Raw genomic sequence first — 24,336 nt, forward strand, 5'->3', positions numbered from 1 at the left:
GACAATACAAGCAAAGTTCCCCGTTCCTTCCCCGGCCGGGGACCCATCGGAGAAGGCAGGTACGGAACCGGCCAATGCCCTGCCCGGGCCAGGAGCCGGCGCTGCCCGCCCGGCGCACCGTTGCGTTATTTCAAGAAGCGTTACCGGCGGCGCCGGTGTTTCAGCGGGCTGCATAATGCCATACATGACCGGCCCGGTTGCCCCTTCCTCCCCCGCTCCTAACGGTACAGGTTACACTAAAACGCCCCATCAGCCGCCCAGATTCAATTGGCAAACATTTTGCGAATCCCTATTTTTGCCAGATAAATCAGCGTTCCCCTGAAAAAAGTTCGCAAAATATTGACCATCGCCCTGCTGAGCGTGCTGGGACTGATACTGCTGGTCAGCATCCTCATCAATATTCCCGCCGTACAGAACCTGCTGGTAGACCAGGTGACCAAACGCCTGAGCAAGCAGCTGGACACGCGGGTGGAGATCAGGCATGTGAACTTCCGGCTGTTCAACAGCATGCGCCTGGAAGGTACGCTGATAGAAGACCACAAGCATGATACCCTGCTGTATGCCGGCGCCCTGCAGGTACGGATTACAGACTGGTTCTTCATACAGGAAAAACCGGTGCTTAAATTTGTAGGGCTGGAAGACGCCCAGGTGAACCTCATCCGCCCCAAATTCGACTCCGTGTGGAATTACCAGTTCATCATAGACGAGTTTGGCGGCTCCCCCTCCCCGCAGCCTAAAACAAAAAAACAGACCGGCATCTCGCTGGACCTTAAAAAGGTAGACCTGAAGCGGGTCCGCTTCAACATTACGGACGGCTGGATAGGGGAAGACATGCACGTGGCCGCCAACCGCATCTACCTGGACGCGGAGCGGCTTGACCTGCGGGCGCACGATGTGCTCATCAACCAGCTGATGCTGGACAAGCCGGAGTTCATTGTGCAGAGCTACGCCGCCACCCGCCCCAAAAGGCCCCGGGTTACGCCGCTGCCCACCGCTACCCCGCCCGCGCTGGACACGCTCACCCCCATTCCCCTCCGCTGGAATGCGGCCAACTGGAAACTGGTGGTAAGGTCTCTCCGCATCCGCGAAGGGCTGCTGGGGGTAGACAACCTGCAGGATTCCATCCCTTCCACCAAAGGCCAGTTCGACCCCTCCCACATCCGCTTCGGCAACATCAACCTCTCCATTTCCAACAGCCGGCTGGTGAAAGACAGCATTTTTGCGGACCTCCGCCTCTCCACCCGGGAGCGCAGCGGGTTTGAAGTGAAAGACCTGCGGAGCAAATTCAAAATGTCTCCCGTGGAAATGGAGTTCAACGACCTCGACCTCATCACCAACAACAGCCACATCAGGGATTATTATACCATGCAGTATGAAGACCTGAGCGACCTGAACGACTATGTAGACGCGGTCACCATGCGCGCCAACTTCCGCAATACCCGCCTCTCTTCAGACGATATTGCCTATTTTGCCCCGCCCCTCTCTACCTGGAAAACGGAACTGTCCGTAAACGGCAAGGTATACGGCCCGGTGAGCAACCTCTCCGGAGATAGCCTTGACCTCAAAGGCGGCTATCACACCCGCCTGAAAGGCAGCATAGACATGCGCGGCCTGCCTGACATCAATGAGACCTTCATAGACTTCTCCGCCCATGAGCTGGTCACCAGCGGGCAAGACGTGCGCCAGTTCTTCCCCATGCTCAAAGACATTGAGAACGTTCGCACAGACCTCATTACCCGCCTGGCTTTCCAGGGCTCGTTCATCGGCTTCGTGAACGACTTTGTGGCATACGGTAAATTCCAGACCAACCTGGGCAACCTGGATTCCGACCTTAACTTCAAAACCAGCAAAGACGTGCCCGTATACTCCGGGCGCCTTACGGCAGATAACTTCCAGCTGGGCACCCTGCTGGACAATACCATTGTCAGCACCGCCACCTTCAAGGCCAACATCAAGGGCGAAGGTTTCAACTTCCGGCACCTCAAGGCATCTATGGAGGCGGATATTGCCAAAATAGGCCTGTACGGCTACGAGTACCAGAACCTGGCCGTGGAAGGAGACATGAACAAACGCTTCTTCAATGGTTCCCTGGCCGTGGCAGATCCCAATCTGGATATGGACTTCACCGGTACCATCGATTTCAACAGCCGCCTGCCCATTTTCAATTTCTATTCCGAAATACGCAACAGCGATCTGAAGGCCCTCCACCTCACGGAAGACTCCATCACCCTGCAGGCCAAGGCAGACCTCAATTTTGCCGGCAGCAACATAGATGACTTTGACGGCACCGCCCGCCTCTACGACGTATCGCTGTTCAAGAATAAAAGTCGCGTGGAGTTTGACTCCCTCTCCATCATCACCTCCATTGAAAAAGACCGGAAAACCCTGCGCATCAAGGGCAACGAGGTAGATGGCTATGTACAGGGCTCTTACAGCTTTATGGAGCTGCCCAATGCGTTCCGGCTGTTCCTCAACAAATATTACCCCAGCTACTTCAAATCCCCGCCAGCCGCCAATGCCGGGCAGGATTTCACGTTCTCTTTCGATTTCGGGGAAGTAGACAAGGTATTGCGCGCCTTTACAGACGATATTAAAGGGCTGAACGGCACCCAGGTATCAGGCGCGCTCAACACCCTCAGCGGAGAGGTGAACCTCAATGCCGCCGTGCCCTACGGCGCCTACAGCAGTTTTGGGGCGCGCAACCTGCTGCTGAAGGCCAACGGGGATTTCAACAAGATCAACGTGAGCACCAGCATTAGCGAAGTGTTGTACAAAGACAGCACCATCTTCACCAATCCCCTGCTGCTGGCCAGCTCCGGGCGGGATACGTCTTTCCTCAAACTGGACCTCAAAGCGGAAGACACCACCGACCTGGACGGTTTTTACGCCCGCCTCATTACCGTGGGAGACGGCGTGAAAATACACTTCCTCAACAGCAACTTTACCGTAAACGGCCGCCAGTGGAGCATGACGCCCGGCAACGAAGTATACTGGAGCGAGCACTTCCTCACCGTACAGGACCTGCGCATTTCCCGGAACGACCAGAGCGTTACCATCCAGACCAACGAGTTCAACCCTGATGAGTCCCGGTTCATGATCACCCTGAAAGACCTCAACCTGGCAGACGTGATCCCCCGCGGCCTTACAGACATCAGGGTAGAAGGCCTGGCCAACGGCAACATCAACGTAAACGACCCGTTCAACAACCTGACCGTAGACGCAGACATCAAGGCCAGCCAGCTCCGCATAGATAACGACTCGCTTGGCCTGCTGCAACTGGCCGGAGACTATAACCTGCGCCAGGGCCAGGTGAGCTTTGACGTAAGGTCAGACAACGCGCTGGCCAACTTCCAGGCCAAAGGCAGCGTAGGCGTGAGTGACAGCAACCGCACCGTGAACGCCTCCGCGGACATGAACAACACCTCCATCAGCCTGCTGGACAAATACCTGGGCGAATACGTGAGCAACCTCACCGGCGCCGCCACCGGCAAACTGACCGTTACCGGCACCACAGACAAGCCCTCCTTCCGCGGCTCCGTGAAAGTGGAGAACATTGGCATGAAGGTGAACTACCTCGGCACCTATTACAAGATACCGCTGCTGCACGTGCATAACATGGACGATAACCTGATAGAGATGCAGCCCTTCACCCTCATAGACAAGTTCAACAACACGGCGCGGGTGAACGGCTTTATCAGCCACCAGAACTTTTACGACATGAACTTCGAGTTTGACGTGCAGAGCCAAAAGTTCCTCTTCCTCAACACCGGCGCGCAGGATAACGACCTCTACTATGGCGATGTGCTGGCCGCCGGCCGCGTGTACTTCACCGGCAAATTGAACGACCTGCAGCTGCGCGTACTGGCCCGTCCCCTGCGGGGCACGCATTTCTACCTGCCTATTTCAGACAGCAAAGACATCGGCAAACATGAGTTCATCCAATTCAAACAATACGGTGTGATCAAGGAAGAGCCGAAGAAAAAGAGCGACGTGAAGCTGAACGTGAAGATGGACATTGTAGCCAACCCCGATGCGGAAATAGACGTGATACTGGACCCCACCACCAACGACGTGATCACCGCCAACGGCACCGGCAACCTCACCATCAACGTGAACCTGGACGGGGATTTCACCATGTACGGCAACTACGTGATCAACGAGGGTAAATACAATTTTACGTTTGAAAGGGTGGCCACCTGGAAGTTTGACATAGACAAAGGCAGCACCATTACCTGGAACGGAGACCCCGCGGAGGCCAAGGTGAACATCACCGCCAAATACTCCATGCCCAGGGTGAGCCTCTACAACCTGTCTACCGCCGCGCAACTGGGCGGCACCGGCACTACATCAGACGCCCTGAACCGCTCCGAGCGCGTGGAAATTCTGCTGTACCTCCGCAACTCCCTGATGCAGCCCAACATCACGTACGAGATCACCCTGCCGGACGTAGGCTCCCTCGCCTATGAAAGCGGCATTGCCTCCCGCCTCAAGGAAATCAACCAGGACCAGAACCAGGCCCTCTACCAGATATCTTTCCTGCTGGCCACCGGCCAGTTTCAGCCGCCAGACGGCGGCAGCGCCAACATTGGCGTTACCGGCAAAAACAGCGTGGGCCAGGCTTTGAGCGCACAGGCCTCCGCTATCCTGAACAACTTCTCCAATACCTTCCTGAAAAACGCCGGCATCGGCTTCAACGTAAACTATACGGCCTATGCCCTGGGCGGCGGCTCCAGCAGTTCTTACGACCGTAACCTGGTGAGCACCGGCATCACCAAAAACTTCTACAACAACCGCATACGCGTGTACGTAGGCGGAGACTATGACTGGGGCCGCGTATCCTCCACCGCATCGTCCCAGAACTTTGCCGGGGACTTCCGCGTGGAATACCTGCTCACGCCAGACGGCCGCGTGCGCATCAACGCGTTCAGCAAAACGGATTACGACGCCTACAACCTCAACAACCGCATCCGGAGCGGCCTCGGCATCTCCTACGTACGTGACTACAACCAGTTGAACGAGCTTTTCCGGGACCGGTTCCTGCGCAGGCGGCAGGATAGCTTGCGGAGAGCGGTGATGATGCGGCGGGATAGTACGAACACCCCTCTCCCTGACACCCTCCGTCAATAGAAGATGGCACATATGTGGTACCATTTTCCCGCGCATTCGATATAAATTGAAGCATTAACCCGGTACACTATCAACCTAACTTAAGATCCGCTATGAAAAAATACCTGTTGCGCGGCGTCACTGCAAGCATGATGATCCCCCTGCTGTTCCTGTGCGTTCAGGCGTCCGCGCAGTACCGGCAAAAGCTGCATACCGGCATTAACCTTACCACCGGCCTTAGCTCAAAAGCCAGCATTGAAGGGGACGGCAAAACTGACTATGGGCTTGCCAGCGCCCCGCAACTCCTTTTTGAAGGAACATTGAACCTGTACCGTGAACTTGATGAAGGCTACTGGCTTGTAACAGGGCTGGGCGGAGGTGTGGCCGCATACAATTTTGACTACTATCTGCCGGGTGATGCATTCAATCCCCCCGCCATCTATCTGTTCAACAACGGCGCAGCCTCCCGTGCAAGAGACCTTATATACCTCAAAGTACCACTGGAACTGGAAAGGCGGTGGACAACATCCAGGGGGAACATGTGGAATGCCAATATAGGCGCCAGCCTGCTGTTTGCCCCGCCAATGGATGTCACCAGCATCGGTACGGTGGTCCACGACGGAAGAATATATGAATACATGCGCGTAGAGCAGAACAACAACAATCATGGCAGGCCCTGGTTCAACTACCAGCTTGCCGGGGGCTACGCCTGGAAACTCCGTTGGGGGCACCTGCTCAGGGTGAACCTGAAACTATCGCTTTCCTTCACGGACTATGGCTCCGCCACCTACAGGCTCTCCATACCAGACAAGCCGGTGGCCACAGGGAAATATGGGGTCAGCGGGTCTTATCTTGGGCTGACCGTGGGTTATTTGTTGAAGAGGGCTGCTCCGGTGGAGTGAGGGGCATTTCACGGTGGTGATGAGAATTTGCAGGTTGCTACTTATATGAATCTTTCATGTTATATTATACCATCCAACTCTGTTAGGCTTTTTGAAATATTCCTAACAAAATGGGAGTAAGCCTTGGAAATCTTACATTTAGTATGTCCCTTGACACCTAATATCTCCTAATTTTTACAATCTTAGGAGATAATAGGAAACCACCTCCCATGGCAAAGAAGATAAACATGTATAACGGAAGCCCCCGAACGCACGGAGTTATTTTTTTACTTAAATTTAGGAACTCCTGTACCGTAGATTAGCCTCAATAACAGACCGCCCGTACGATAGATTCTTTACAGAAGTCAAAACCCCTTTTTCGTATGAAATACATTATTCCCCTCCCCACGCTCAATACTCCGTTTATATTGCGTATTATAAGTCCAGCCACGTTGAATCACTTAGGCAGAAAAATTATTTTTTTCAGTGCACTGCTTCTTACCATTCAAACGCAGGCTCAACTACTAAAGAAAATAACCAATACCGTAGGAGACTTAGCGGGCGCCGCAGTTAAGGTAACTACCGCTCCCTATCAAGCTATGGCCAAGACAGCTCAAGCAGCAACTGGCAATGGTAACATCAAAGATATTTACAAGCCTTATGTGGATGCTGCGTCAGCCAGTGGAAATGCACTCAATCAAAGTGCCCAGTTGATCAACGCACCTCATCAATATATGATGCAAAAGGCGCAACAGTTTGCAGGCGCTGCCGGCGGCGATGCCGGCACTTTCATTTTTGATGTTGGCACGTTTTTTCAAAGGTACAGCTCCGAACTTGGATACTCGGCCGTCCTATCAACCGGTAACTTCCTGCAGGGACAAAACCCATTTTATATGTTTGGTGCTCCCCTTGCGGCTGGCATCAGGGCTGCCAGGGAAAGGCACTACCCTGGCTCTTTGCCTTTACCAGATCATATAAAATCTGCATTGGGCAACTATATCCCGGCCACAATCCTGGCTAAGGCCAGGTATACAACCGGAAATGTTCAAATTACCTTGCCTAATTTTATCGGACAGGGACAGAAGTTTATGGGCAATGACGGTTATGCAGTTACCGTCATGGATGTAATCGTCTTTAATTCTGACCCTGGTAGCTCCAGCCTCAATCATTGGGCCCATGAGATTTTTCACATTATGCAGTACGAGCAAATGGGCGTAGAGCAGTTTGCATATAACTACATTAAAGACCTGGGCCGCGTTATCGAAAAAGATGCGCAAAGTCGTGCCAATCAGGTTACAGGGGACAATATACAGTTTTCAGCTTCCTACATAACTTCCCGAACATTTGACATGACGCTAGAGGGTAGCACACAGATGCTGGCTCAACAAAACCCAGAGGTATATGTTTCCCGATGCATTTTCCCCCAGGATCTCTACCCTGTAATGTACCTGGTGACCAATTATAGCCGTATCGTCGTCGTAAATCCTGCAGACGGTGCCTGGCACCATATTGGGTACATTCTCCCCCCTGCTTTTCCCCAGGAAGCCTGTTCCTACTGGGTACCCAATGCCAACATGCGTTATTCAATAGCGCATACTGGTCAAATCATGCAATATGTTCAGGCACGAAATAATTGGGGTCAGCCCATGTACAACAATTTTGGCCAGCCCTTGATGACCTGGGTGCAAATCGGTTATGTGGTAAATTTGTAGAAGAAAGAAGGAATTTCCAAAATTAACGGCTGGTTCAGAAATTCAGCATTGTCGGGCCTTGCCGACAACAGGGTAGCACCTTCAAAAATATTGGATCCTAAGGCATCTTACGTCCTAACTTGCGATCAATATCTTTGACAGGCAAGTACTGACTTTTTTTGCCAGCCCTTCGCTCTTCAAAAAAACCCTCTGCGACAAGCCCATTTAAATCATTGCGGGCAGTTTGATTACTTACGCCGAACTTCGTCTCCACTTGCTTTACCGTAAAAACTGTTGCCGGCACCCGCAGTACTTCCTGCACCAATACTATCTGGCGTTCATTCAGTGTTGTCGACCGTAACATTTCCATTGCACGCTGTTTTTCGTCTGATTTACGTCTGATGTAGAACTTTAAGTCGTCAAGTGCCATCTGAATGCACTTTAAGTTATAAATAACAAAATAGGTTAGATCGTTTTCATCCTGCTCTGTATGCAGATAGGCCCTTGTATACTGTCCTTTTGAAGACAGAATGCTCCTTGAAACAGACATGAACTCTATCAACCAGTAACCATGTTTTAATAAGTACCAGTAGAATAAAGTTCTAGCTGTGCGTCCGTTACCATCTGCAAATGGGTGAATATAGCCTGCTAAAAAATGTAATATTATGCCTTTTGTAATAGGGTGTAGGAAAAAGTTAGTTTTATCCTTGTCGTTGGCAAAGGCACAAAACGCTTCCATCATCTGGTGTAGTTGATCGGCTTTTGGTGGTGTGTATATGCTGATGCCAGTTTGTACGTCAACCACATTCACATCATCGCCCTTTCTGAATTCTCCAACTTCTTCATCTGACATGGTAGACCTGGTCAAGATCGAATGAAGCTGCTTAATGTTGTCTGACGTTATCGCTGCATTTTTGTTCATTACGATCCACTGCATAGCGTTGTAGTTATTCACGATCATTTGCTCCGCGTTGTTCTTCGGCTTGCGGTTTTTCTCCAACATTTCCTTGGCGATTTTGCGAGTGGTGGCCGCTCCTTCCAATTGACTTGATGCAATAGCTTCCTCCATCAAGGAACTGATCAAATACCTGTCCCTGTCTTCTGAAGGAATAATCGTTTCACCTTGTAAGGATCCACCGAGGTTTAAGTCAAACTCATGTAGATATTGTTGCACCATCGATGGAGAGTCAATAAGAAATGTAAGCGCCTGGTGCCCTGAAAGTATTAATTTCTTGTTGGATATTTTGCGATAGGTCTTAACTGTCGCCCAAAGTAGTTGCGGATCAACACCCCATTCGGATGCACGGTACTTCCATTTATCGTAGTAGTAATACCTGGCGTTCAAAAGGATCCTGAATTCTTCAAATTTCTCAAGGCCGATCAGCGTTGTCAGCATCGCAGAGAAATCAAAGTCTCTGGGTATCACAGGAGTACGTTCTGGTAATCTCATAATATCTCCTAATTTATGCAAAATTAGGAGATATTGGGAGTTTTGGAAGACTATCCTCAAAACAACAGTCAAAAACTCCTAATTTTTACAATTTTAGGAGATAATTGGAGATTTTGAAATCAATACACACTTTACATCAGCCCATATTTAATCGTAATTTTGGTAGGGGCACATAGAATATTGGAATCGAAAACAACAAAACCATGCTTAACCCGCGCATCACCACAACCTGCCTGCTTCTTTTACCCATGCTTGTAACCAGCAGCACCCAACAGCAAAATAACACCTTCCTGAAAGCCTACGGCGGCACGCCCTACATGGGAACCGTTCAGGTAGATATCATCCGCCCCAACGGCACCCACGTCAAAACAGATTTCGGGGACGCCAGCGCACATTTTACCAGCGCTGATAACGGAAAGGTCAAGATGATCGTTTTTGGCGCTATCGGCAACAAAAAAGGCGATGCGGGATTTGCAGTAGACGGTGTTGCTACGCAGAAGAGCTGGAAATGCCAGTCAGACAGCATACAATTGAGTGTGAAAGAAAATGGCGCTATTGCCGGGAGCGGAACGGTCTATCCGCAGCAATTCACCTTTTCCGGGAAAATTGCGGATACCAGGCTTGAACTGCTCACCGAGATCAAAACCCTGAAAGCAGCGGAGAACGGCCTCCCCGCAGGAACAAAGTTTACTTTTCGTTATGTGCTCCGGCGGGATATTGCCACCGGTACAAGCAATACAAAACGCCGCTGCAAAAAAATTGAGTGGCGGCCGCAGTATGTCGGGAACTTTGATGGCACGGGGCAAACGGTGAGGGTGCCGGTTTGTGTGGATTGACGGTTTTGATGAGACTACGGGTCTCATTAACCAACCATTAACAAAAAAAGGGTAATAATTGCTGTAAAATGAGGACGTAAAAAAGCAACCGCGATATGAAGAACGTTATCCCTGTATAGCTGTGAAGGAGCCTTATAAAAACCAACAATCCCGCACTGGGCGGGACTACTGTGAAAGTTTGCACTACGGAATAATCCTTATTGTGACTTGCTTCAATGTAAAGATAGTCATTTTACGCTATGAAAAAAATCCTCGGACTTGATGTCGGTACCAACTCCATTGGCTGGGCCGTTATCTCCCTAAACCAATTCGGCCAGGAAGGCGCCATTTTAGGCCTGGGCAGCCGTATTATCCCTATGGACGGAGATGCCATGCAGAAATTTGAGTCTGGCGCTACCGTATCCAAAACTGCAGACCGCCGGATGGCCAGAATGGCCCGCAGGTTAAAACAGCGGTTCCGCCTGAGAAGGACACGTTTAATTACGGCACTTAAAACACTGGGGTGGATGCCAGACGGCTTTCCTGTTCTTTTCAGGGAAGCCAAAAGTTTCTCTATGCGCCAATATCTGCCGTTTGATGCATCCATAATAGCAGAAGCGCAGGAAGCCTTCGGCAGTAAAAGTATTTCAGAAGACTGGATAGTTTATTACCTCCGCACCAAAGCACTTGAACACCCGATACCACTTTCCGGCCTGGTGCGCATCCTCTATATGATGAACCAGCGCAGGGGCTTCAGAAGCTCAAGAAAAGATGAAAAAGATGAAGAACAGGATGAGATCAAATATCCTCTCTTTGAAAAATGGGTGCAAATACTTACCGTATCGGAAATCACCGAGGTATCTGAAGAAAAAGGCATTAAAACCCTTAATGTAACCGCCGGGGACATCACCGGTCAAATAAAACGCAGGGCTATTCCCGATTGGGTTGGCCAGGAAATGGAACTGGAAGTGACCCGGAAAACTACCAAAGCCGGTGAAGTTACCTATACATTCGCCATGCCTGATCCCACTGACTGGGAGAAAAAGAAAACAGCGCTCGAAAAAAGCATTCTTAAATCCGGGCATCACCCTGGCGAGTACTTTTTTCACCATCTTATCAGTGACCCAAATTATCGCATCCGCCAGAATATCATAGACAGATCGCTTTACGAAAGAGAATTTGAGGCTATCTGGAAAAAGCAGGCAACATTCCATCCAGAGCTGGCCGACACCTCCAAATTGCCAGCTATTGCAGACCTGCTCTACAAAAACAATGCGGCCAAGCAAAAAGAACTATGTGCAAATGATCTATATTACCTCTTTTCCAGGGACATTATCTACTATCAACGCCCCCTGCGCTCGCAAAAGCATAGCGTGGGCCATTGCAGCCTCGAGAAAAAAGGGAATGGGTACGGCATAAAGGTAGCACCAAAGTCGAGCCCGGAGTTCCAGGAATTTCGTATCTGGCAAACCATCCATAACCTGAAGGCCCTGGAATTATCTGCTGAAACAGAGGGCAAACCGCTGCTGGATGTGGATGCAACAGAACAACACCTGACAGATGAAAAGAAAGCACTGCTTTTTGCGCTCTTTGACAGCCGGGAGAGTGTGTCTCATCATGCCATATTGAAGGAATTAGGCCTCAACACTTCCGGGTACCGGCTTAATTATCCGTCAGACAGGGACTTCCAGGGCAACGAGACAAAGGCTGTTTTCCGAAAGGTCTTTAAAAAACATGCCTTTGATGCAGGTAATGCATTACTGGACAATGCAGATACCTTCTACCGGCTGTGGCATATCTTGTATTCACTCAACAGCAGGAAGGAAATTGCCAGCGCGCTTTCCAATCCCAAACACGCATTTGGACTACCAGAAGCCGTCATTGCCCATCTCTCAAAGCTGCCAGATCTGCCAAAACAATACGCGGCCTTTTCCTCCAAAGCCATCAGGAAAATGCTTCCGTTGATGCGTTGCGGACAATATTTTAATTGGGATAACATTCCTGTGTCAGTAAAAACCCGCATCGACCATATTGTTACCGGTGAGTACGCCCTCGGCATCAGTGATGACGCGCGCGACAAAATAGCCAGCTTTAACCTGCGCGAAAACGCAGATTTCAAAGGTCTCTCTGTCCCGAAAGCCAGCTACGTAGCCTATAACCGGCATTCAGAACGTGAAAATAGTGGAAAGTACGAGGCGCCTGATGACATTAATGTTCCATTGCTTATCCCGAACAACAGCCTGCGCAACCCGGTTGTGGAGCAGGTAATAAAAGAATGCCTGAGCCTGGTAAAAGACGTTTGGGCCCAATATGGACAACCCGCCGAAATTCATATCGAACTGGCCCGGGAACTGAAAAAGACCGCTGAAGAAAGGGAAAAGGCCGACAAAAAGAACCGTGAGAACGAAGCCGACAGGAAAAGGATCCGCGCTATACTGCGGGAATTGCAAAATGCCAATCCCAACTCTCCTGCTGACATTGAGCGGATCAGGCTATGGGAAAACACCGGGAATGAAACAGCCCGTTCTACCGCCGTCCGGTTTTCAAAGGAGCCTACCCGTAGCGAGATAGAACGGTATAAACTATGGGGAGAACAAAATCATATCTCTCCCTATACCGGGAAAGTAATTCCCCTTAGCAAACTTTTTACACCTGAATACGAGGTGGAACACATCATACCGCGGTCCCGCTTCTTTGATGATTCTTTCCTCAACAAAACTATCTGCGAAACCTGCGTAAATGACTTTAAAGGCAACCGGACAGCCAGGCAGCTGATCGAAACAGACGGAGGCCGTACCATTACACACAAGGGCCATACATTTACGCTGATGGACACTATGGCATACTACGCACACTGCCAGCAAACCTTTCAGGGCGGCAAATACAGGAACCTGATGAGGGAAGACATTCCCAATGACTTCATCCAGCGCCAGATCAACGACACGCGGTATATCACACGAAAACTGGCAGAACTGCTATATCCTGTTGCCAGGGAAAAAGAGGGAATTGTGTTCACCATAGGGCAGATTACCAGCGAATTAAAAGACAAATGGGGGCTAAACCGCGTGTGGAAAGAGATATTGCTGCCTCGCTTTGAAAGACTGGAGCAGATCACGGGTGAACCGTTAATTCAACTTGATACTGCCCACAACAACATCCATTTCAAAACAGATTATAAACGTATTGATCACAGGCACCACGCCCTGGACGCGCTGATTATTGCCTGCACCACACGCCAGCATATACAATACCTTAACTCTCTGAACGCAACAGATGAAGCAGGTAAATACAGATACCTGGTTAAATCCAGGTACAGCGATTTTGTGTTGCCCTGGGAAAGTTTCACCAAAGAAGCCCGCGAAAAGCTGCAACAGGTAATAGTATCTCACAAGAACCGGAACCGTCTTTTAAGCAAAGCGGTGAACAGGTATTCCAAATGGGTGCAAACACCGGAAGGAACATGGAAGAAACAGCTGGTAAAACAGGAAAAAGGGCCGCTTACCGCCATAAGGAAATCTATGTTCAAAGAACCCCTCGGTAAAATTACATTGAGGGAGTATAAAGATGTAACCCTGAAGCAGGCGGTTGATACGCAACTGAAAGCACTGCAAGGCACCACACGGGATCAGGTCTCCCAGGTGGCTGACGCATCACTACGTAAACAATTGAATGAATTGCTGAAAAATTGTGCATACAACCTGAAGGAAGCAGAAAAACACCTCAAGAAATACCCGCTATTGGATGGCGATGGAAAAGCGCTTTCTAAAATTCGGGTGACGGTGTTTAACAATTACGCGGCAAAACGGGTAACACTGGATAGCTCCTTTACGGCCGACAAGATCGGCAAGATACCTTATGCAAAAAATTCATGGCTCGCCAATTTGTTGCTGCAGCACCTGGAAGAATATCAAGGAGACCCGAATCTAGCCTTTAAAGGTGAAGCGCTTGATTTGCTTAACAGAAAGGCCGGAAAACCTATTCACAAAGTAACTATTTATGAAGAAATAGGTAAAAAAATAGACTTGCATGGGAAGCTGCTGGAGGGAGACAAGGGCACCAACCTGTTTTTTGTGATATATGAAAATACTTCCACCGGGCAGAGAGTTCTTACCAAAAAGAGTACAGTCCCATTAATGGAAGCCATTGAACGGCTCGCTAATAAATGGCCGGTAGCGGAAGCCCTTGAAGGCCATAGACCTATTATCCTTTCTCCCAATGATCTTGTGTATGTACCTGAGATTGGAGAAGATGTGAGCAACATCACATGGGAAAATCTAACCAAAATACAACAAAGGATATACAAGGTTGTTAGCTTTACCAAGCAAGAGTGTCATTTTGTGCCACATCATATTGCCCGGCCGCTTGACGACAAAAACCGGGAACTTGGCTCAAACAACAAATCTGAAAGGGCCTGGGACGGTCAAATGATTAAAAATACATGCATCAAAATAAAGGTTGACAGGTTAGGAAATATTATTGAAGCAAATGGGAGAAAAGTAATTCATCATCAAGAAATAAACCCCTCTCACCAACCGGAAACAACGCCTGAGCCATGATCAAGCGCACTCTTTATTTTGGGAACCCGGCCTATTTGAAAACAAGACAGGAACAACTATTGGCTGAACTGCCCGGTGATGAGAAAGTGAAACAAGTCCCCATTGAAGACATAGGGCTATTGGTATTGGACAATGCCCAGATAACCGTTACGCAAGCCCTGCTGGCCAAACTAATGGAAAACAATGTAGCGCTGGTGACCTGCGACCATACACATCATCCGGTAGGGCTGTTCTTTAATCTTGACGGCAACACCTTGCAAAGCCAGAAGTTCAAAGCGCAGGTAGAAGCATCAATGCCGCTCAAGAAACAGTTATGGCAGCAGACCGTCATCGCCAAAATATCGAACCAATCTATGCTGTTGCGCACACAGCGGGAAGACTACAAATACCTGGACACCCTGGCAAAAAACGTTAAAAGCGGTGATGCGGATAATGCCGAAGCCAAAGCCGCCAGCTACTATTGGAAAAAGGTATTCCCTGATTTCCTCACGTTTCGCCGTGACAGAGAGGGTGATCCGCCTAACAGCCTGCTAAACTATGGATATGCCATTCTAAGAGCAATAGTGGCAAGAAGCCTGGTAGGAAGCGGTCTCCTCCCTACGCTCGGTATATTTCACCGGAATCAGTATAACGCATATTGTTTGGCAGACGACATTATGGAACCTTACCGCCCGTTTGTTGACAAAGTAGTGTGCGATATTATCCGGGCAAATGGCCGTTTCCTGGATTTAGGACCAACCCTCAAAAAGCAGCTTTTGAGCATCCCGGCCATGGACGTAACAATAGATGGTCAAAAAAGTCCATTGATGAATGCAGTACAACGGACTACCTCCTCTCTGTCCAAATGCTTCGAAGGTAGTTCCCGGAAAATACTGTATCCCGAACTTACACATTAATGTTTAACCGTTTAAACGCATACCGGGTTATGTGGGTACTTGTATTCTTCGATTTGCCCACCGAAACAAAAAAAGACCGGAAGATCTATGCCCAATTCAGAAAGCAAATCCTGGCCGACGGTTTCCAAATGTTCCAATTCAGTATTTATCTGCGTCATTGCAGCAGCAGGGAAAATGCTGACGTACATACCAAAAGGGTGAAAAAGATCCTGCCACCCAAGGGTCACGTTGGCATATTGACGGTTACAGACAAACAATTTGGGATGATAGAACTATTCCATGGCAGGGAACCAGCCGTTGCAATACCCCCTCCGCAACAACTGGAACTCTTCTGATAGGAATAAAAAAAACAGGACATTTGCCTGTTTTTTTTATTCCTAAAAAGTTCAGTAAGCAGGCCATAGGCCTTCACTTCAGAGGAATCTGTTGTGAAAGACCTAAGGTACTGAATAATTGAAAGCAAGTCACAACACGTAGGCGGCGTGGTTCTTTCTCCAACAGTTGTGAAAGACCTAAGGTACTGAATAATTGAAAGCAAGTCACAACCCCCTTTACGCCGGGCGGGCGTTGTTTAAGTTGTGAAAGACCTAAGGTACTGAATAATTGAAAGCAAGTCACAACCGGCCACCGCATAACCAGCCCTATGCTTTTGTTGTGAAAGACCTAAGGTACTGAATAATTGAAAGCAAGTCACAACATGATGCTGACAATGGTTTCTACCGGTACCGTTGTGAAAGACCTAAGGTACTGAATAATTGAAAGCAAGTCACAACTGCTGGCGCTGATAGGAGTAGCGGTAAAACGTTGTGAAAGACCTAAGGTACTGAATAATTGAAAGCAAGTCACAACCACACGACCTGACAAAAAAGGTAGTGTCGTGTTGTGAAAGACCTAAGGTACTGAATAATTGAAAGCAAGTCACAACAACATAGTGATTGTCAATGAACGGAGGTAGTTGTGAAAGACCTAAGGTACTGAATAATTGAAAGCAAGTCACAACTGCTGATGCCTATAAGCACATCCTTCTGAAGTTGTGAAAGACCTAAGGTACTGAATAATTGAAAGCAAGTCACAACCTGCAGCTTCCTGCTCCTGCTTACGGCGCGGTTGTGAAAGACCTAAGGTACTGAATAATTGAAAGCAAGTCACAACTGTGGCTGTCGGCTTACGCTCTAACACCTTGTTGTGAAAGACCTAAGGTACTGAATAATTGAAAGCAAGTCACAACAGACATGTGGCAGTACTCGGGTGCTGCCCGTTGTGAAAGACCTAAGGTACTGAATAATTGAAAGCAAGTCACAACAAGGACGTGCGGCCAGCCCCTTACGCTTTAGTTGTGAAAGACCTAAGGTACTGAATAATTGAAAGCAAGTCACAACCCATGCGTCACGCGGTACCTTCAGCGCAGTGTTGTGAAAGACCTAAGGTACTGAATAATTGAAAGCAAGTCACAACCGTTACCTCAATCGGAACGTTCGCCTCCGCGTTGTGAAAGACCTAAGGTACTGAATAATTGAAAGCAAGTCACAACAATCAGCTATTTGCTTTTCTATCTTTGAATGTTGTGAAAGACCTAAGGTACTGAATAATTGAAAGCAAGTCACAACTATTTCGGCATCAAGTTCCCGATCGGTCAGTTGTGAAAGACCTAAGGTACTGAATAATTGAAAGCAAGTCACAACCGAAAATTCAGAAAAGGCTATGCAGGACATGTTGTGAAAGACCTAAGGTACTGAATAATTGAAAGCAAGTCACAACGCCTTTTAAATTTATAGTGTGAAACCTTTAGTTGTGAAAGACCTAAGGTACTGAATAATTGAAAGCAAGTCACAACTGAGAACGATGAAGGCTTCCAGCATTTTGCGTTGTGAAAGACCTAAGGTACTGAATAATTGAAAGCAAGTCACAACTGCGTCACTGTAGCGCTGCGGGCTGAAGGGGTTGTGAAAGACCTAAGGTACTGAATAATTGAAAGCAAGTCACAACTTACCATTCCACGGGCCATTTTCAATGCAGGTTGTGAAAGACCTAAGGTACTGAATAATTGAAAGCAAGTCACAACCATATCACCGCTGTTTTCCCTTCGTTCCTGTTGTGAAAGACCTAAGGTACTGAATAATTGAAAGCAAGTCACAACCCGTGTCCGTAGCGGGTGCGGTTTTAACTGTTGTGAAAGACCTAAGGTACTGAATAATTGAAAGCAAGTCACAACGTTTTCTTTGTAATTCACGATAAAATTCCGTTGTGAAAGACCTAAGGTACTGAATAATTGAAAGCAAGTCACAACGCAGCTTCACTGTGGCTGATCTTTTCTTTGTTGTGAAAGACCTAAGGTACTGAATAATTGAAAGCAAGTCACAACCGGATATATCGGTTAAAAACCTCTGTTGCCGTTGTGAAAGACCTAAGGTACTGAATAATTGAAAGCAAGTCACAACGAGTCCGGCGATACTGAACGACTGGCAGGGGTTGTGAAAGACCTAAGGTACTGAATAATTGAAAGCAAGTCACAACCGCCATTTTTCGGCTTCTTTTTTAGCACCTGTTGTGAAAGACCTAAGGTACTGAATAATTGAAAGCAAGTCACAACCCAAACGGAGGTGTTGACGATGATCGTTACGTTGTGAAAGACCTAAGGTACTGAATAATTGAAAGCAAGTCACAACCTACCGGTGTAGAGGCATTTATACCTGATTGTTGTGAAAGACCTAAGGTACTGAATAATTGAAAGCAAGTCACAACAATCCTTTTTCAACTATGAGAAAAATTTTTGTTGTGAAAGACCTAAGGTACTGAATAATTGAAAGCAAGTCACAACTCACCGGCGCTATTGTTAAACTTCGTACTAGTTGTGAAAGACCTAAGGTACTGAATAATTGAAAGCAAGTCACAACCCTGGTAGTAGGATTTGTCCAGGGCAAATTGTTGTGAAAGACCTAAGGTACTAAATAATTGAAAGCAAGTCACAACTGCATTCACATTCACTATTGGAATGTTTCAGTTGTGAAAGACCTAAGGTACTGAATAATTGAAAGCAAGTCACAACTCCTCTCATGGCCGAAGCTGGCCCAAAATTGTATCTCGTCCCACTGGCTCATGATGGCAAATTACTAAATTTTTTAGTGCTTCAAGCCAAAAAGAACCGCCCTACTGGACGGTGCTTGAGCCGGGACCTTCATACGCCGCCGGCTGCGTATCGATAACGCAGTGTGAAGATTGGTAGGCAGTGCGCAGGCTATTTGCGCTCTAAATCTTGTTTCATCAACTCCTCTACCCGGCGTGACCAGGAGCGGCCATAGCGGGCATAGAAGGCTTCGTAAATGTCAGGAAGAACGGTAAGCGGCTTCTGAATGCGCCTTACCTCTACACGGGTGAGGCCGGGTTTATTTCCAGCACCTGGCCGTGCGCCGCCTCGGTTGTTTTTTTTATGTACCTTTGGCATGATAAGTCATTTTGTGACTTGTTTCAATGACGGGGCCGGGAGTGATTACCCGGCCTTTTTTTAAAGCAGTTGTGTCCATTTCCTGATAATGTTGTGAAAGACCTAAGGTACTCAATAATTGAAAGCAAGTCACAACGACATACAATGCATGTAAAAGCAGCTCCTGTTGGGACTATCTCATCAACTGTGTAAGTTTCAAAAATGCGGAGTTCGTGGCAGGGTACCGCCCCCCTACCCCCAAGGGCTCCCCTGCTCTTCCCCCGTAACAATAAAATTCCGCAAGTTGCCGTTCACCAGCATGCCCCACGCGTTCGAGCAGCTATCATAACACTCAAACGCAGGCACCAGGCCTATATGTGTAAAACGAACTTCCGTTTGGTGCCCCTTCTCCGCCATCTCGAAAATAATATCGGTGCCTTTCCATTCGCGCTTATCCTGCACAAAGGCCAGCTCGGCGTCCAGTACATGCCAAGCTACTTTTTGACCCGGAATGAAGGCCGTTATCTTTTGCCGGGAGTAATGCGCGCCGGGCACGCGGTATGTAAATTCGCCGCCGGCCGCGGCGGTGTCGCCTTCAATTTCGCCAGACCACCATCCGCGTACGTTGTTGATGGCATTGAAAACTTCCTGAGGGGTTTGGTCTACTAAAAAAGATGTGCTGAAATTGGCTGTGTTCATTTTCTTTAGCTTTAATTATTCCATGGCCATACCGGCCATAACAAAATTAAGGCCTAAAGGTGTCCTTCACAGGGGGCTAATTGGACTTTACCGCGGGCTGGTCCGGACAAAACTATACCGCGGCCGTTTCCCATTTCTCTTTCAGCAACTGCTCCAGCCGCCTGATCTCTTCCTGGTACATGGTCTTTTTCCTGGTGCCGAAATAAAGTATGTTTTCCACCGGGGTCTTCCCTTCCCATACCAGTTTTATTTTCCCGGACGCAATCGCCTCGGCGCAAAGAAAGTCGGGCACTACTGAAAATCCCGCGCCATGGCTGAGGCACCGGATAATGGAGCTGATGTTCGGGACAATATAGTTGGGGCTGAAACCGGGATGTTCTCCAACGTGCTTCAGCCAGAAATTCTTCAGGTGCTCCATATCTGCGGCGGTGCTGTACCACATTTGCTGTTTTAATAGATTAGCCGCTTCCCTGATATCGTCTTGCCGCAGCAATGCTTCCAGCGCCGCGGTATCTGTTTGGCTGCCCGCTATCAGCACCAGCTTCTCTTTGGAGAACGGCTGATATTGCAAATTCTGCTGGCTGCCTTTCTGTGGCGTGATGATCAGGTCTAGCAAACCATTATCCAGGTCCTGCTGCATTTGCGGGTATTCGCCGAATTTGATAATGAGGTTAAACGGCAAACCGGCAATATGTTCTTCCAAAGTATACTGGAAAGTCTCGAAACACATCCCTACGCTGATCGTTGCCCGTTCATCTTGTGAACGTTTATGAAAATGCTGCTCTCCTGTTTCCAGTTTTTGCAAAGGCTCCAGTATGTAGTTGTATAATATCTTCCCTTTTTCCGTAGGTACCATTTTCCTGGCCGAGCGGTCAAATAGCCGGTAGCCTGTAAATGCTTCCAGCGAGTTCAGGTGCAAACTCACCCCCGGTTGTGAAATAAACAGCTCCTGCGCGGCGGCAGACAGTGTGCCGGTTTCGTATATGGCCCTGAATGTACGGAGCCACTCCAGATTCCATGACATAACTATAATTATTATGATACAAATGTACAATTTAAATTATTACAATAATATAAAAATCTGATAGAAATTTGCAGTATCAATAATTAAACTTATAGAAATGAAAGTATTCATTATCAACGGAGGACAGGTTTTTGCGCATGCGGGCGGCAAGTTCAATGAGCTGTTAACGGGCTGGACAACCGGCTTCCTCGAAAGAAAAGGGTTTGAGTTCCGCGTTACGGATATTAACAACGATTTTGATGCGGAGGCTGAAGTGGAAAACTTCAAATGGGCGGACATGGTCATTTATCACACCCCTGTCTGGTGGTTCCAGGTGCCCAACCGCTTGAAAAAATATATAGATGAGGTGTTTACCGCCGGCCATCAGAATGGCATGTATGCCAGTGATGGAAGAAGCCGAAACAACCCGGCTGTCAATTACGGAACAGGTGGATTGATGCAGGGAAAAAAGTACATGGTCACTACCAGTTGGAACGCTCCTGCCACGGCCTTCACACTGCCGGGCGAATTTTTTGATCAAACCCCGGTGGACGATGGCATACTGTTCGGTTTTCATAAAATGAACCAGTTTGTGGGAATGGAAATGACAGCAGGGTACCATTTTCACGATCTCGAAAAGAACGGTACACCGGAGCGGATCGGGAACTATCACCGGGACTATATCGAACATTTAACGGAAGTATTGATTCCCGGCCGTTTGGTACCGGGCAAACTGCAGGGTGAGCAACAGCATTAGCTCCTATTTATTTGGCAAAATGTAAAGTATACATTACATTTAGTAATGAAAACATTACACATATGAGCCAAAATCCTTTCCCATACGCCTACTGGGCCAAAATATTAGGGGTACTGCTGATCCTTGCCGGTATTTTCAGCTTTTTCCAGCAACACTATAAAAAGGGGGTCTATGATCTCAATGAATTGGCGGTAGGCCTCAGTTGGGGGCTTGTTTTTATTTTCTTCTCAAAAGAAAGAACGGACGATGAAATGGTCCGGAGCCTGAAGTTCAAAGCATTGGCGGTAGCCGTGATCGTCTCGTTCTCGCTGACCCATCTTTATAATTATGTTTTTCTCAACTGGCGCCTGGAGCGGGGGCATGACGTCATACTGTCTATCTCCGCCTACCAGTTCCTGGCCATAACGTTGTTGATCGCTACGGGCTACTTTTATTACCTGAAACGCCAGATAACATTCAATGAAGGGCAATGAAGAACTTTATAAAAGTGGAACGGGCAAGAAAAAACCTGACGCAGGCGGAACTGGCTGAAAAAGTGAAAGTGGCCCGGCAGACTATCATAGCCATTGAAGCGGGCAAATTTGTTCCCTCTACCATATTGGCCTTTAAAATTGCCCGGGTGCTGGATTGCAAGGCAGATGATCTCTTTACGCTGGAAGAAGAGGATTGGCGGTAGAACGGCCCCTGCCATACCGCAAACTCCCTGGACAATACCAGGAACACTATAGGGAACTACTACGGTATGTGGACTTGCTCCGGAAATACCCCGTACCGCGTGTGAACATGCCGTAAACGGGTGTTGCATAACACTTTTTGAGTCGCCCAACTGTAAAAACAGGAAAAAAGAAGAGAAAGAACGGCGTAACAAACACAAAAATGGGGTAACAACGCACAGGTTCCCGTCAACCCGGAAGATCGCAATTAAACTGACACTAAAAAAATACACGGCATACAAAAAACGTCATCCCTATTCCCGTTGATGAAAGTTAACCACCAGCCCCGGTACAAAAGGAATGGCTTCTTCCGTAACAGCTACCGTGTATGGCCTCGGCACCCGTTCTTCCTGCCCCGGCATCACCGCCACCACGTCTGCCGCGGAGTACCTGCGGTTGTACAGCAGGTGCATCCGCCCGCTTTGCGCTATGCAGCACATCACCTCCAGCACCACGCAGTACAATGCGCCTTTCTCCGCCGGTATGGCCAGCGTAAGCGCCGCAGACGGCCGGCTGACATCTATCAGCACCGGCTCCGAGGCCACGGCGGTGGCCGCCGTAAAGCCCGGCTGTACGCAGATGGCCACTGCTTTAATACTCAGGTGGGTGGCGAGCGGGTTGGCGGTGTATACCTCCATGGCGGGGAGATGTACTTCAATGTTCCCCTGGTAGTTACGCGAAACGGACGGCGTTACCGTCAGCACCCGGGAAAGGTCTGCATGCTGGTTCAGGGAAAAACCCTCCAGCCCGCGGAAGTGCCGGGGAACAAAACGTTTTTGCCGGTGCAGGTCATCTTCCCGCAACACGTTCAACAGCGCTTTGTTCAGGCGGTTGCCCATGGCACGTTCGCAACGGATGTCCAGCAGGCCGCCCACGGCATGCCGCATGGCGGCGCCCAGCGTGCTGGCTTTCCCGAAGTACCGGCTGCTGATCTTTGTGCGGGGGCTTTGCCGCACTTCAGCGGGCATGGAGCGCACGTAGTGTTGCTTCCCTACGCGGTAGCCTATCAGCTCTCCTACCCTGCCGGTAAATTTAATAAGCCCTGTTTGCTTGCCCATAAGTAGATCGTTTTTACTAAAGTTATGGGAAACAGGGCACTACGGTTGTTAAGCGGATTTAAAAATTACGAAAGGCGCTTCGGCCGCGGGTAGATAATATCTAAACGCAGATGCACTCCTCTTAAAAGTTCACGAAAGTGGCTTCGATTGACAGTATAATTTATCAAAAAAAGCCCCGCCATCAGGCGGGGCCTCAATACGGGCGCGGCTTTCACAATAGTATATACACCATCATGCTACACAATCGCCTACTGCCTGATCTTCGCCTCAATATCGCTCCATGAGTAATAATGGAACACTTTCCCGTTGCTCATGGCTACCAGCATTCCTTTCGGGAACCTGCTGCCCAGCGGTACGGCGGTTACCTCAGACCCGTCGCTTTCTATGGTAGACACCGGTACTTCGGCTACGAGCGTATGCTGGTGCGGGTTGCCGGCCGCACCCTCCCGCCGGTACACCATAAAAGTGTTGGCCTGCTGGTTAGACACCAGGATGTACCCGGTGCTGTCTGTAAGTGGATAAATAGAAATGCCTTCGTGATCAGACGCAAAACCGGTGGTGCCAAAAAGGGCCAGCTCCGGCGCGGCGGTATCATCAGGGTTAGCGTTGTATTTCCGGACGCCAACGGTTTCGTCTGAACAGTATACATAACCCAGCGCATGGTCTACCGCTATGGCCTCAATCTCCTTTTTGCCGCTGTATTGGCCAAATTTGCGCACCAGTGTGCCGGTTACCTGGCCCTGCCCGTTATCGTGCAGGCGGTATTGCCAGAGGTAGTTGTTCACCGGGCCGTTTTTACGGCCGGCAATGGCAAATATGGCGGTATCCGCAGGGCGGGTGTAGAGCGCTATGCCCATGGGCGCGCGTTCTGTTTCGCCTTCAAATACCGGGATGCCGCCGTTGTCTACCGGCTCCAGGCCGGGCAGTTTGAACACCCGCAGCATGTTGGTTTCCCTTTCAGTGACCACGGCCACGTCTACCCGCTGGCCGCCCAGCAGCAGGCCGCACGCAATGTCTACATTGTTGGGGCGTTGCAGGCGCTCCGTTTTACGTACTATTTTGCCGTTGAGGTCAAAAGCGTAGAGCGCGCCGTTGCTATCCTTGTCTGTGCCGATGATGAGGCTTTGCAGCGTATCTGCCGGGTTGATCCAGATGGCGGGATCGTCCGTATCATGTGTTACCTGTTCGGTGATCACCGCGGGCTCCAGGGCGCCGGGCGCTTTTGCGGGCTGCTGGCAGGCGCTGCACAACGCAGCCGCGGCCAGGCATATCATGTATTTTCCAGTCATT

At 49.0% G+C, this 24,336-nt stretch carries 16 protein-coding genes and 1 CRISPR repeat array; of the genes, 10 read left to right on the forward strand and 6 right to left on the reverse strand.

All coding sequences use genetic code 11. The features are described from left to right. Positions 1-339 precede the first annotated feature (339 nt). The 3 genes from D3A97_RS17985 to D3A97_RS17995 all read left to right on the forward strand — a co-directional run bounded on the left by D3A97_RS17985 (position 340) and on the right by D3A97_RS17995 (position 7,699). On the forward strand, positions 340-5,127 hold the full coding sequence (locus D3A97_RS17985; protein WP_119079907.1) for a translocation/assembly module TamB domain-containing protein: 4,788 nt from the start codon (positions 340-342) through the stop codon (positions 5,125-5,127). 92 nt (positions 5,128-5,219) lie between these two features. Beyond that, entirely contained in the window at positions 5,220-6,008 is a 789-nt protein-coding gene (locus D3A97_RS17990; RefSeq protein WP_119079908.1) for a hypothetical protein, read from the forward strand. Between the two features lie 362 nt (positions 6,009-6,370). Next, positions 6,371-7,699, forward strand: coding sequence for a hypothetical protein (locus D3A97_RS17995; protein ID WP_119079909.1), 1,329 nt, complete (start codon positions 6,371-6,373; stop codon positions 7,697-7,699). Positions 7,700-7,796: 97 nt separating this feature from the next. Here the strand turns inward: D3A97_RS17995 and D3A97_RS18000 are convergent, their stop codons facing one another. Next, positions 7,797-9,128 (reverse strand): Fic family protein, encoded by a 1,332-nt coding sequence (locus D3A97_RS18000; protein WP_157986616.1) that lies wholly within the window; start codon positions 9,126-9,128, stop codon positions 7,797-7,799. 248 nt (positions 9,129-9,376) lie between these two features. On the opposite strand from D3A97_RS18000, the gene D3A97_RS18005 reads away from it, so the two are divergent. From D3A97_RS18005 to cas2, 4 genes are all read left to right on the forward strand, one after another. Further along, the gene (locus tag D3A97_RS18005; protein WP_119079911.1) at positions 9,377-9,964 is read left to right on the forward strand and encodes a hypothetical protein; all 588 of its coding nucleotides are present in this window, start codon (positions 9,377-9,379) and stop codon (positions 9,962-9,964) included. A gap of 239 nt (positions 9,965-10,203) precedes the next feature. Continuing rightward, positions 10,204-14,499 carry a type II CRISPR RNA-guided endonuclease Cas9 gene (gene cas9 / locus D3A97_RS18010; protein WP_119079912.1) on the forward strand — a complete coding sequence of 1,432 codons (4,296 nt, stop codon included), beginning with the start codon at positions 10,204-10,206 and terminating at the stop codon, positions 14,497-14,499. Then, positions 14,496-15,395, forward strand: a complete 900-nt coding sequence (gene cas1, locus D3A97_RS18015; RefSeq protein ID WP_119079913.1) for a type II CRISPR-associated endonuclease Cas1 — start codon at positions 14,496-14,498, stop codon at positions 15,393-15,395. The genes cas9 and cas1 overlap by 4 nt, the downstream gene beginning before the upstream one ends. Before the next feature lie 29 nt (positions 15,396-15,424). Further along, positions 15,425-15,730: a CRISPR-associated endonuclease Cas2 gene (gene cas2 / locus D3A97_RS18020; RefSeq protein WP_198674054.1), complete on the forward strand. Its 306-nt coding sequence runs from the start codon at positions 15,425-15,427 to the stop codon at positions 15,728-15,730. Between the two features lie 90 nt (positions 15,731-15,820). Beyond that, positions 15,821-18,441: a CRISPR direct-repeat array (repeat unit 46 nt; unit sequence GTTGTGAAAGACCTAAGGTACTGAATAATTGAAAGCAAGTCACAAC). 189 nt (positions 18,442-18,630) lie between these two features. Here the strand turns inward: cas2 and D3A97_RS18025 are convergent. From D3A97_RS18025 to D3A97_RS18035, 3 genes are all read right to left on the reverse strand, one after another. Next, positions 18,631-18,837 (reverse strand): hypothetical protein, encoded by a 207-nt coding sequence (locus tag D3A97_RS18025; RefSeq protein ID WP_119079915.1) that lies wholly within the window; start codon positions 18,835-18,837, stop codon positions 18,631-18,633. A 231-nt stretch (positions 18,838-19,068) separates the two neighbouring features. Then, complete coding sequence (locus D3A97_RS18030; protein WP_119079916.1) at positions 19,069-19,515, reverse strand: SRPBCC family protein; 447 nt, start codon at positions 19,513-19,515, stop codon at positions 19,069-19,071. A gap of 112 nt (positions 19,516-19,627) precedes the next feature. After that, positions 19,628-20,539, reverse strand: coding sequence for a LysR family transcriptional regulator (locus D3A97_RS18035; protein WP_119079917.1), 912 nt, complete (start codon positions 20,537-20,539; stop codon positions 19,628-19,630). 97 nt (positions 20,540-20,636) lie between these two features. On the opposite strand from D3A97_RS18035, the gene D3A97_RS18040 reads away from it, so the two are divergent. The 3 genes from D3A97_RS18040 to D3A97_RS18050 all read left to right on the forward strand — a co-directional run bounded on the left by D3A97_RS18040 (position 20,637) and on the right by D3A97_RS18050 (position 21,951). Beyond that, complete coding sequence (locus D3A97_RS18040) at positions 20,637-21,275, forward strand: NAD(P)H-dependent oxidoreductase (RefSeq protein ID WP_119079918.1); 639 nt, start codon at positions 20,637-20,639, stop codon at positions 21,273-21,275. A gap of 62 nt (positions 21,276-21,337) precedes the next feature. Next, positions 21,338-21,748: a hypothetical protein gene (locus D3A97_RS18045; protein ID WP_119079919.1), complete on the forward strand. Its 411-nt coding sequence runs from the start codon at positions 21,338-21,340 to the stop codon at positions 21,746-21,748. Continuing rightward, a complete protein-coding gene (locus D3A97_RS18050) occupies positions 21,745-21,951 on the forward strand; it encodes a helix-turn-helix transcriptional regulator (RefSeq protein WP_119079920.1) in 207 nt (68 codons plus the stop codon). The genes D3A97_RS18045 and D3A97_RS18050 overlap by 4 nt, the downstream gene beginning before the upstream one ends. Before the next feature lie 291 nt (positions 21,952-22,242). On the opposite strand, the gene D3A97_RS18055 is transcribed toward D3A97_RS18050, so the two are convergent. Together D3A97_RS18055 and D3A97_RS18060 are read right to left on the reverse strand one after the other, a co-directional pair. Continuing rightward, on the reverse strand, positions 22,243-23,046 hold the full coding sequence (locus D3A97_RS18055; protein ID WP_119079921.1) for a hypothetical protein: 804 nt from the start codon (positions 23,044-23,046) through the stop codon (positions 22,243-22,245). Positions 23,047-23,294: 248 nt separating this feature from the next. Next, positions 23,295-24,335 carry a phytase gene (locus tag D3A97_RS18060; protein WP_119079922.1) on the reverse strand — a complete coding sequence of 347 codons (1,041 nt, stop codon included), beginning with the start codon at positions 24,333-24,335 and terminating at the stop codon, positions 23,295-23,297. Position 24,336: the final 1 nt, after the last annotated feature.

Origin of the sequence: Chitinophaga alhagiae (assembly GCF_003568665.1) — a bacterium.
GTDB lineage: Bacteria > Bacteroidota > Bacteroidia > Chitinophagales > Chitinophagaceae > Chitinophaga > Chitinophaga alhagiae.

Bases quoted from the DNA above. Each gene is read 5' to 3' on its own strand.
- D3A97_RS17990 (WP_119079908.1), top strand. From the start codon at position 5,220: ATGAAAAAATACCTGTTGCGCGGCGTCACTGCAAGCATGATGATCCCC.
- D3A97_RS17995 (WP_119079909.1), top strand. From the start codon at position 6,371: ATGAAATACATTATTCCCCTCCCCACGCTCAATACTCCGTTTATATTG.
- D3A97_RS18000 (WP_157986616.1), bottom strand. From the start codon at position 9,128: ATGAGATTACCAGAACGTACTCCTGTGATACCCAGAGACTTTGATTTC.
- D3A97_RS18005 (WP_119079911.1), top strand. From the start codon at position 9,377: ATGCTTGTAACCAGCAGCACCCAACAGCAAAATAACACCTTCCTGAAA.
- cas9 (WP_119079912.1), top strand. From the start codon at position 10,204: ATGAAAAAAATCCTCGGACTTGATGTCGGTACCAACTCCATTGGCTGG.
- cas1 (WP_119079913.1), top strand. From the start codon at position 14,496: ATGATCAAGCGCACTCTTTATTTTGGGAACCCGGCCTATTTGAAAACA.
- cas2 (WP_198674054.1), top strand. From the start codon at position 15,425: ATGTGGGTACTTGTATTCTTCGATTTGCCCACCGAAACAAAAAAAGAC.
- D3A97_RS18025 (WP_119079915.1), bottom strand. From the start codon at position 18,837: ATGCCAAAGGTACATAAAAAAAACAACCGAGGCGGCGCACGGCCAGGT.
- D3A97_RS18030 (WP_119079916.1), bottom strand. From the start codon at position 19,515: ATGAACACAGCCAATTTCAGCACATCTTTTTTAGTAGACCAAACCCCT.
- D3A97_RS18035 (WP_119079917.1), bottom strand. From the start codon at position 20,539: ATGTCATGGAATCTGGAGTGGCTCCGTACATTCAGGGCCATATACGAA.
- D3A97_RS18040 (WP_119079918.1), top strand. From the start codon at position 20,637: ATGAAAGTATTCATTATCAACGGAGGACAGGTTTTTGCGCATGCGGGC.
- D3A97_RS18045 (WP_119079919.1), top strand. From the start codon at position 21,338: ATGAGCCAAAATCCTTTCCCATACGCCTACTGGGCCAAAATATTAGGG.
- D3A97_RS18050 (WP_119079920.1), top strand. From the start codon at position 21,745: ATGAAGAACTTTATAAAAGTGGAACGGGCAAGAAAAAACCTGACGCAG.
- D3A97_RS18055 (WP_119079921.1), bottom strand. From the start codon at position 23,046: ATGGGCAAGCAAACAGGGCTTATTAAATTTACCGGCAGGGTAGGAGAG.
- D3A97_RS18060 (WP_119079922.1), bottom strand. From the start codon at position 24,335: ATGACTGGAAAATACATGATATGCCTGGCCGCGGCTGCGTTGTGCAGC.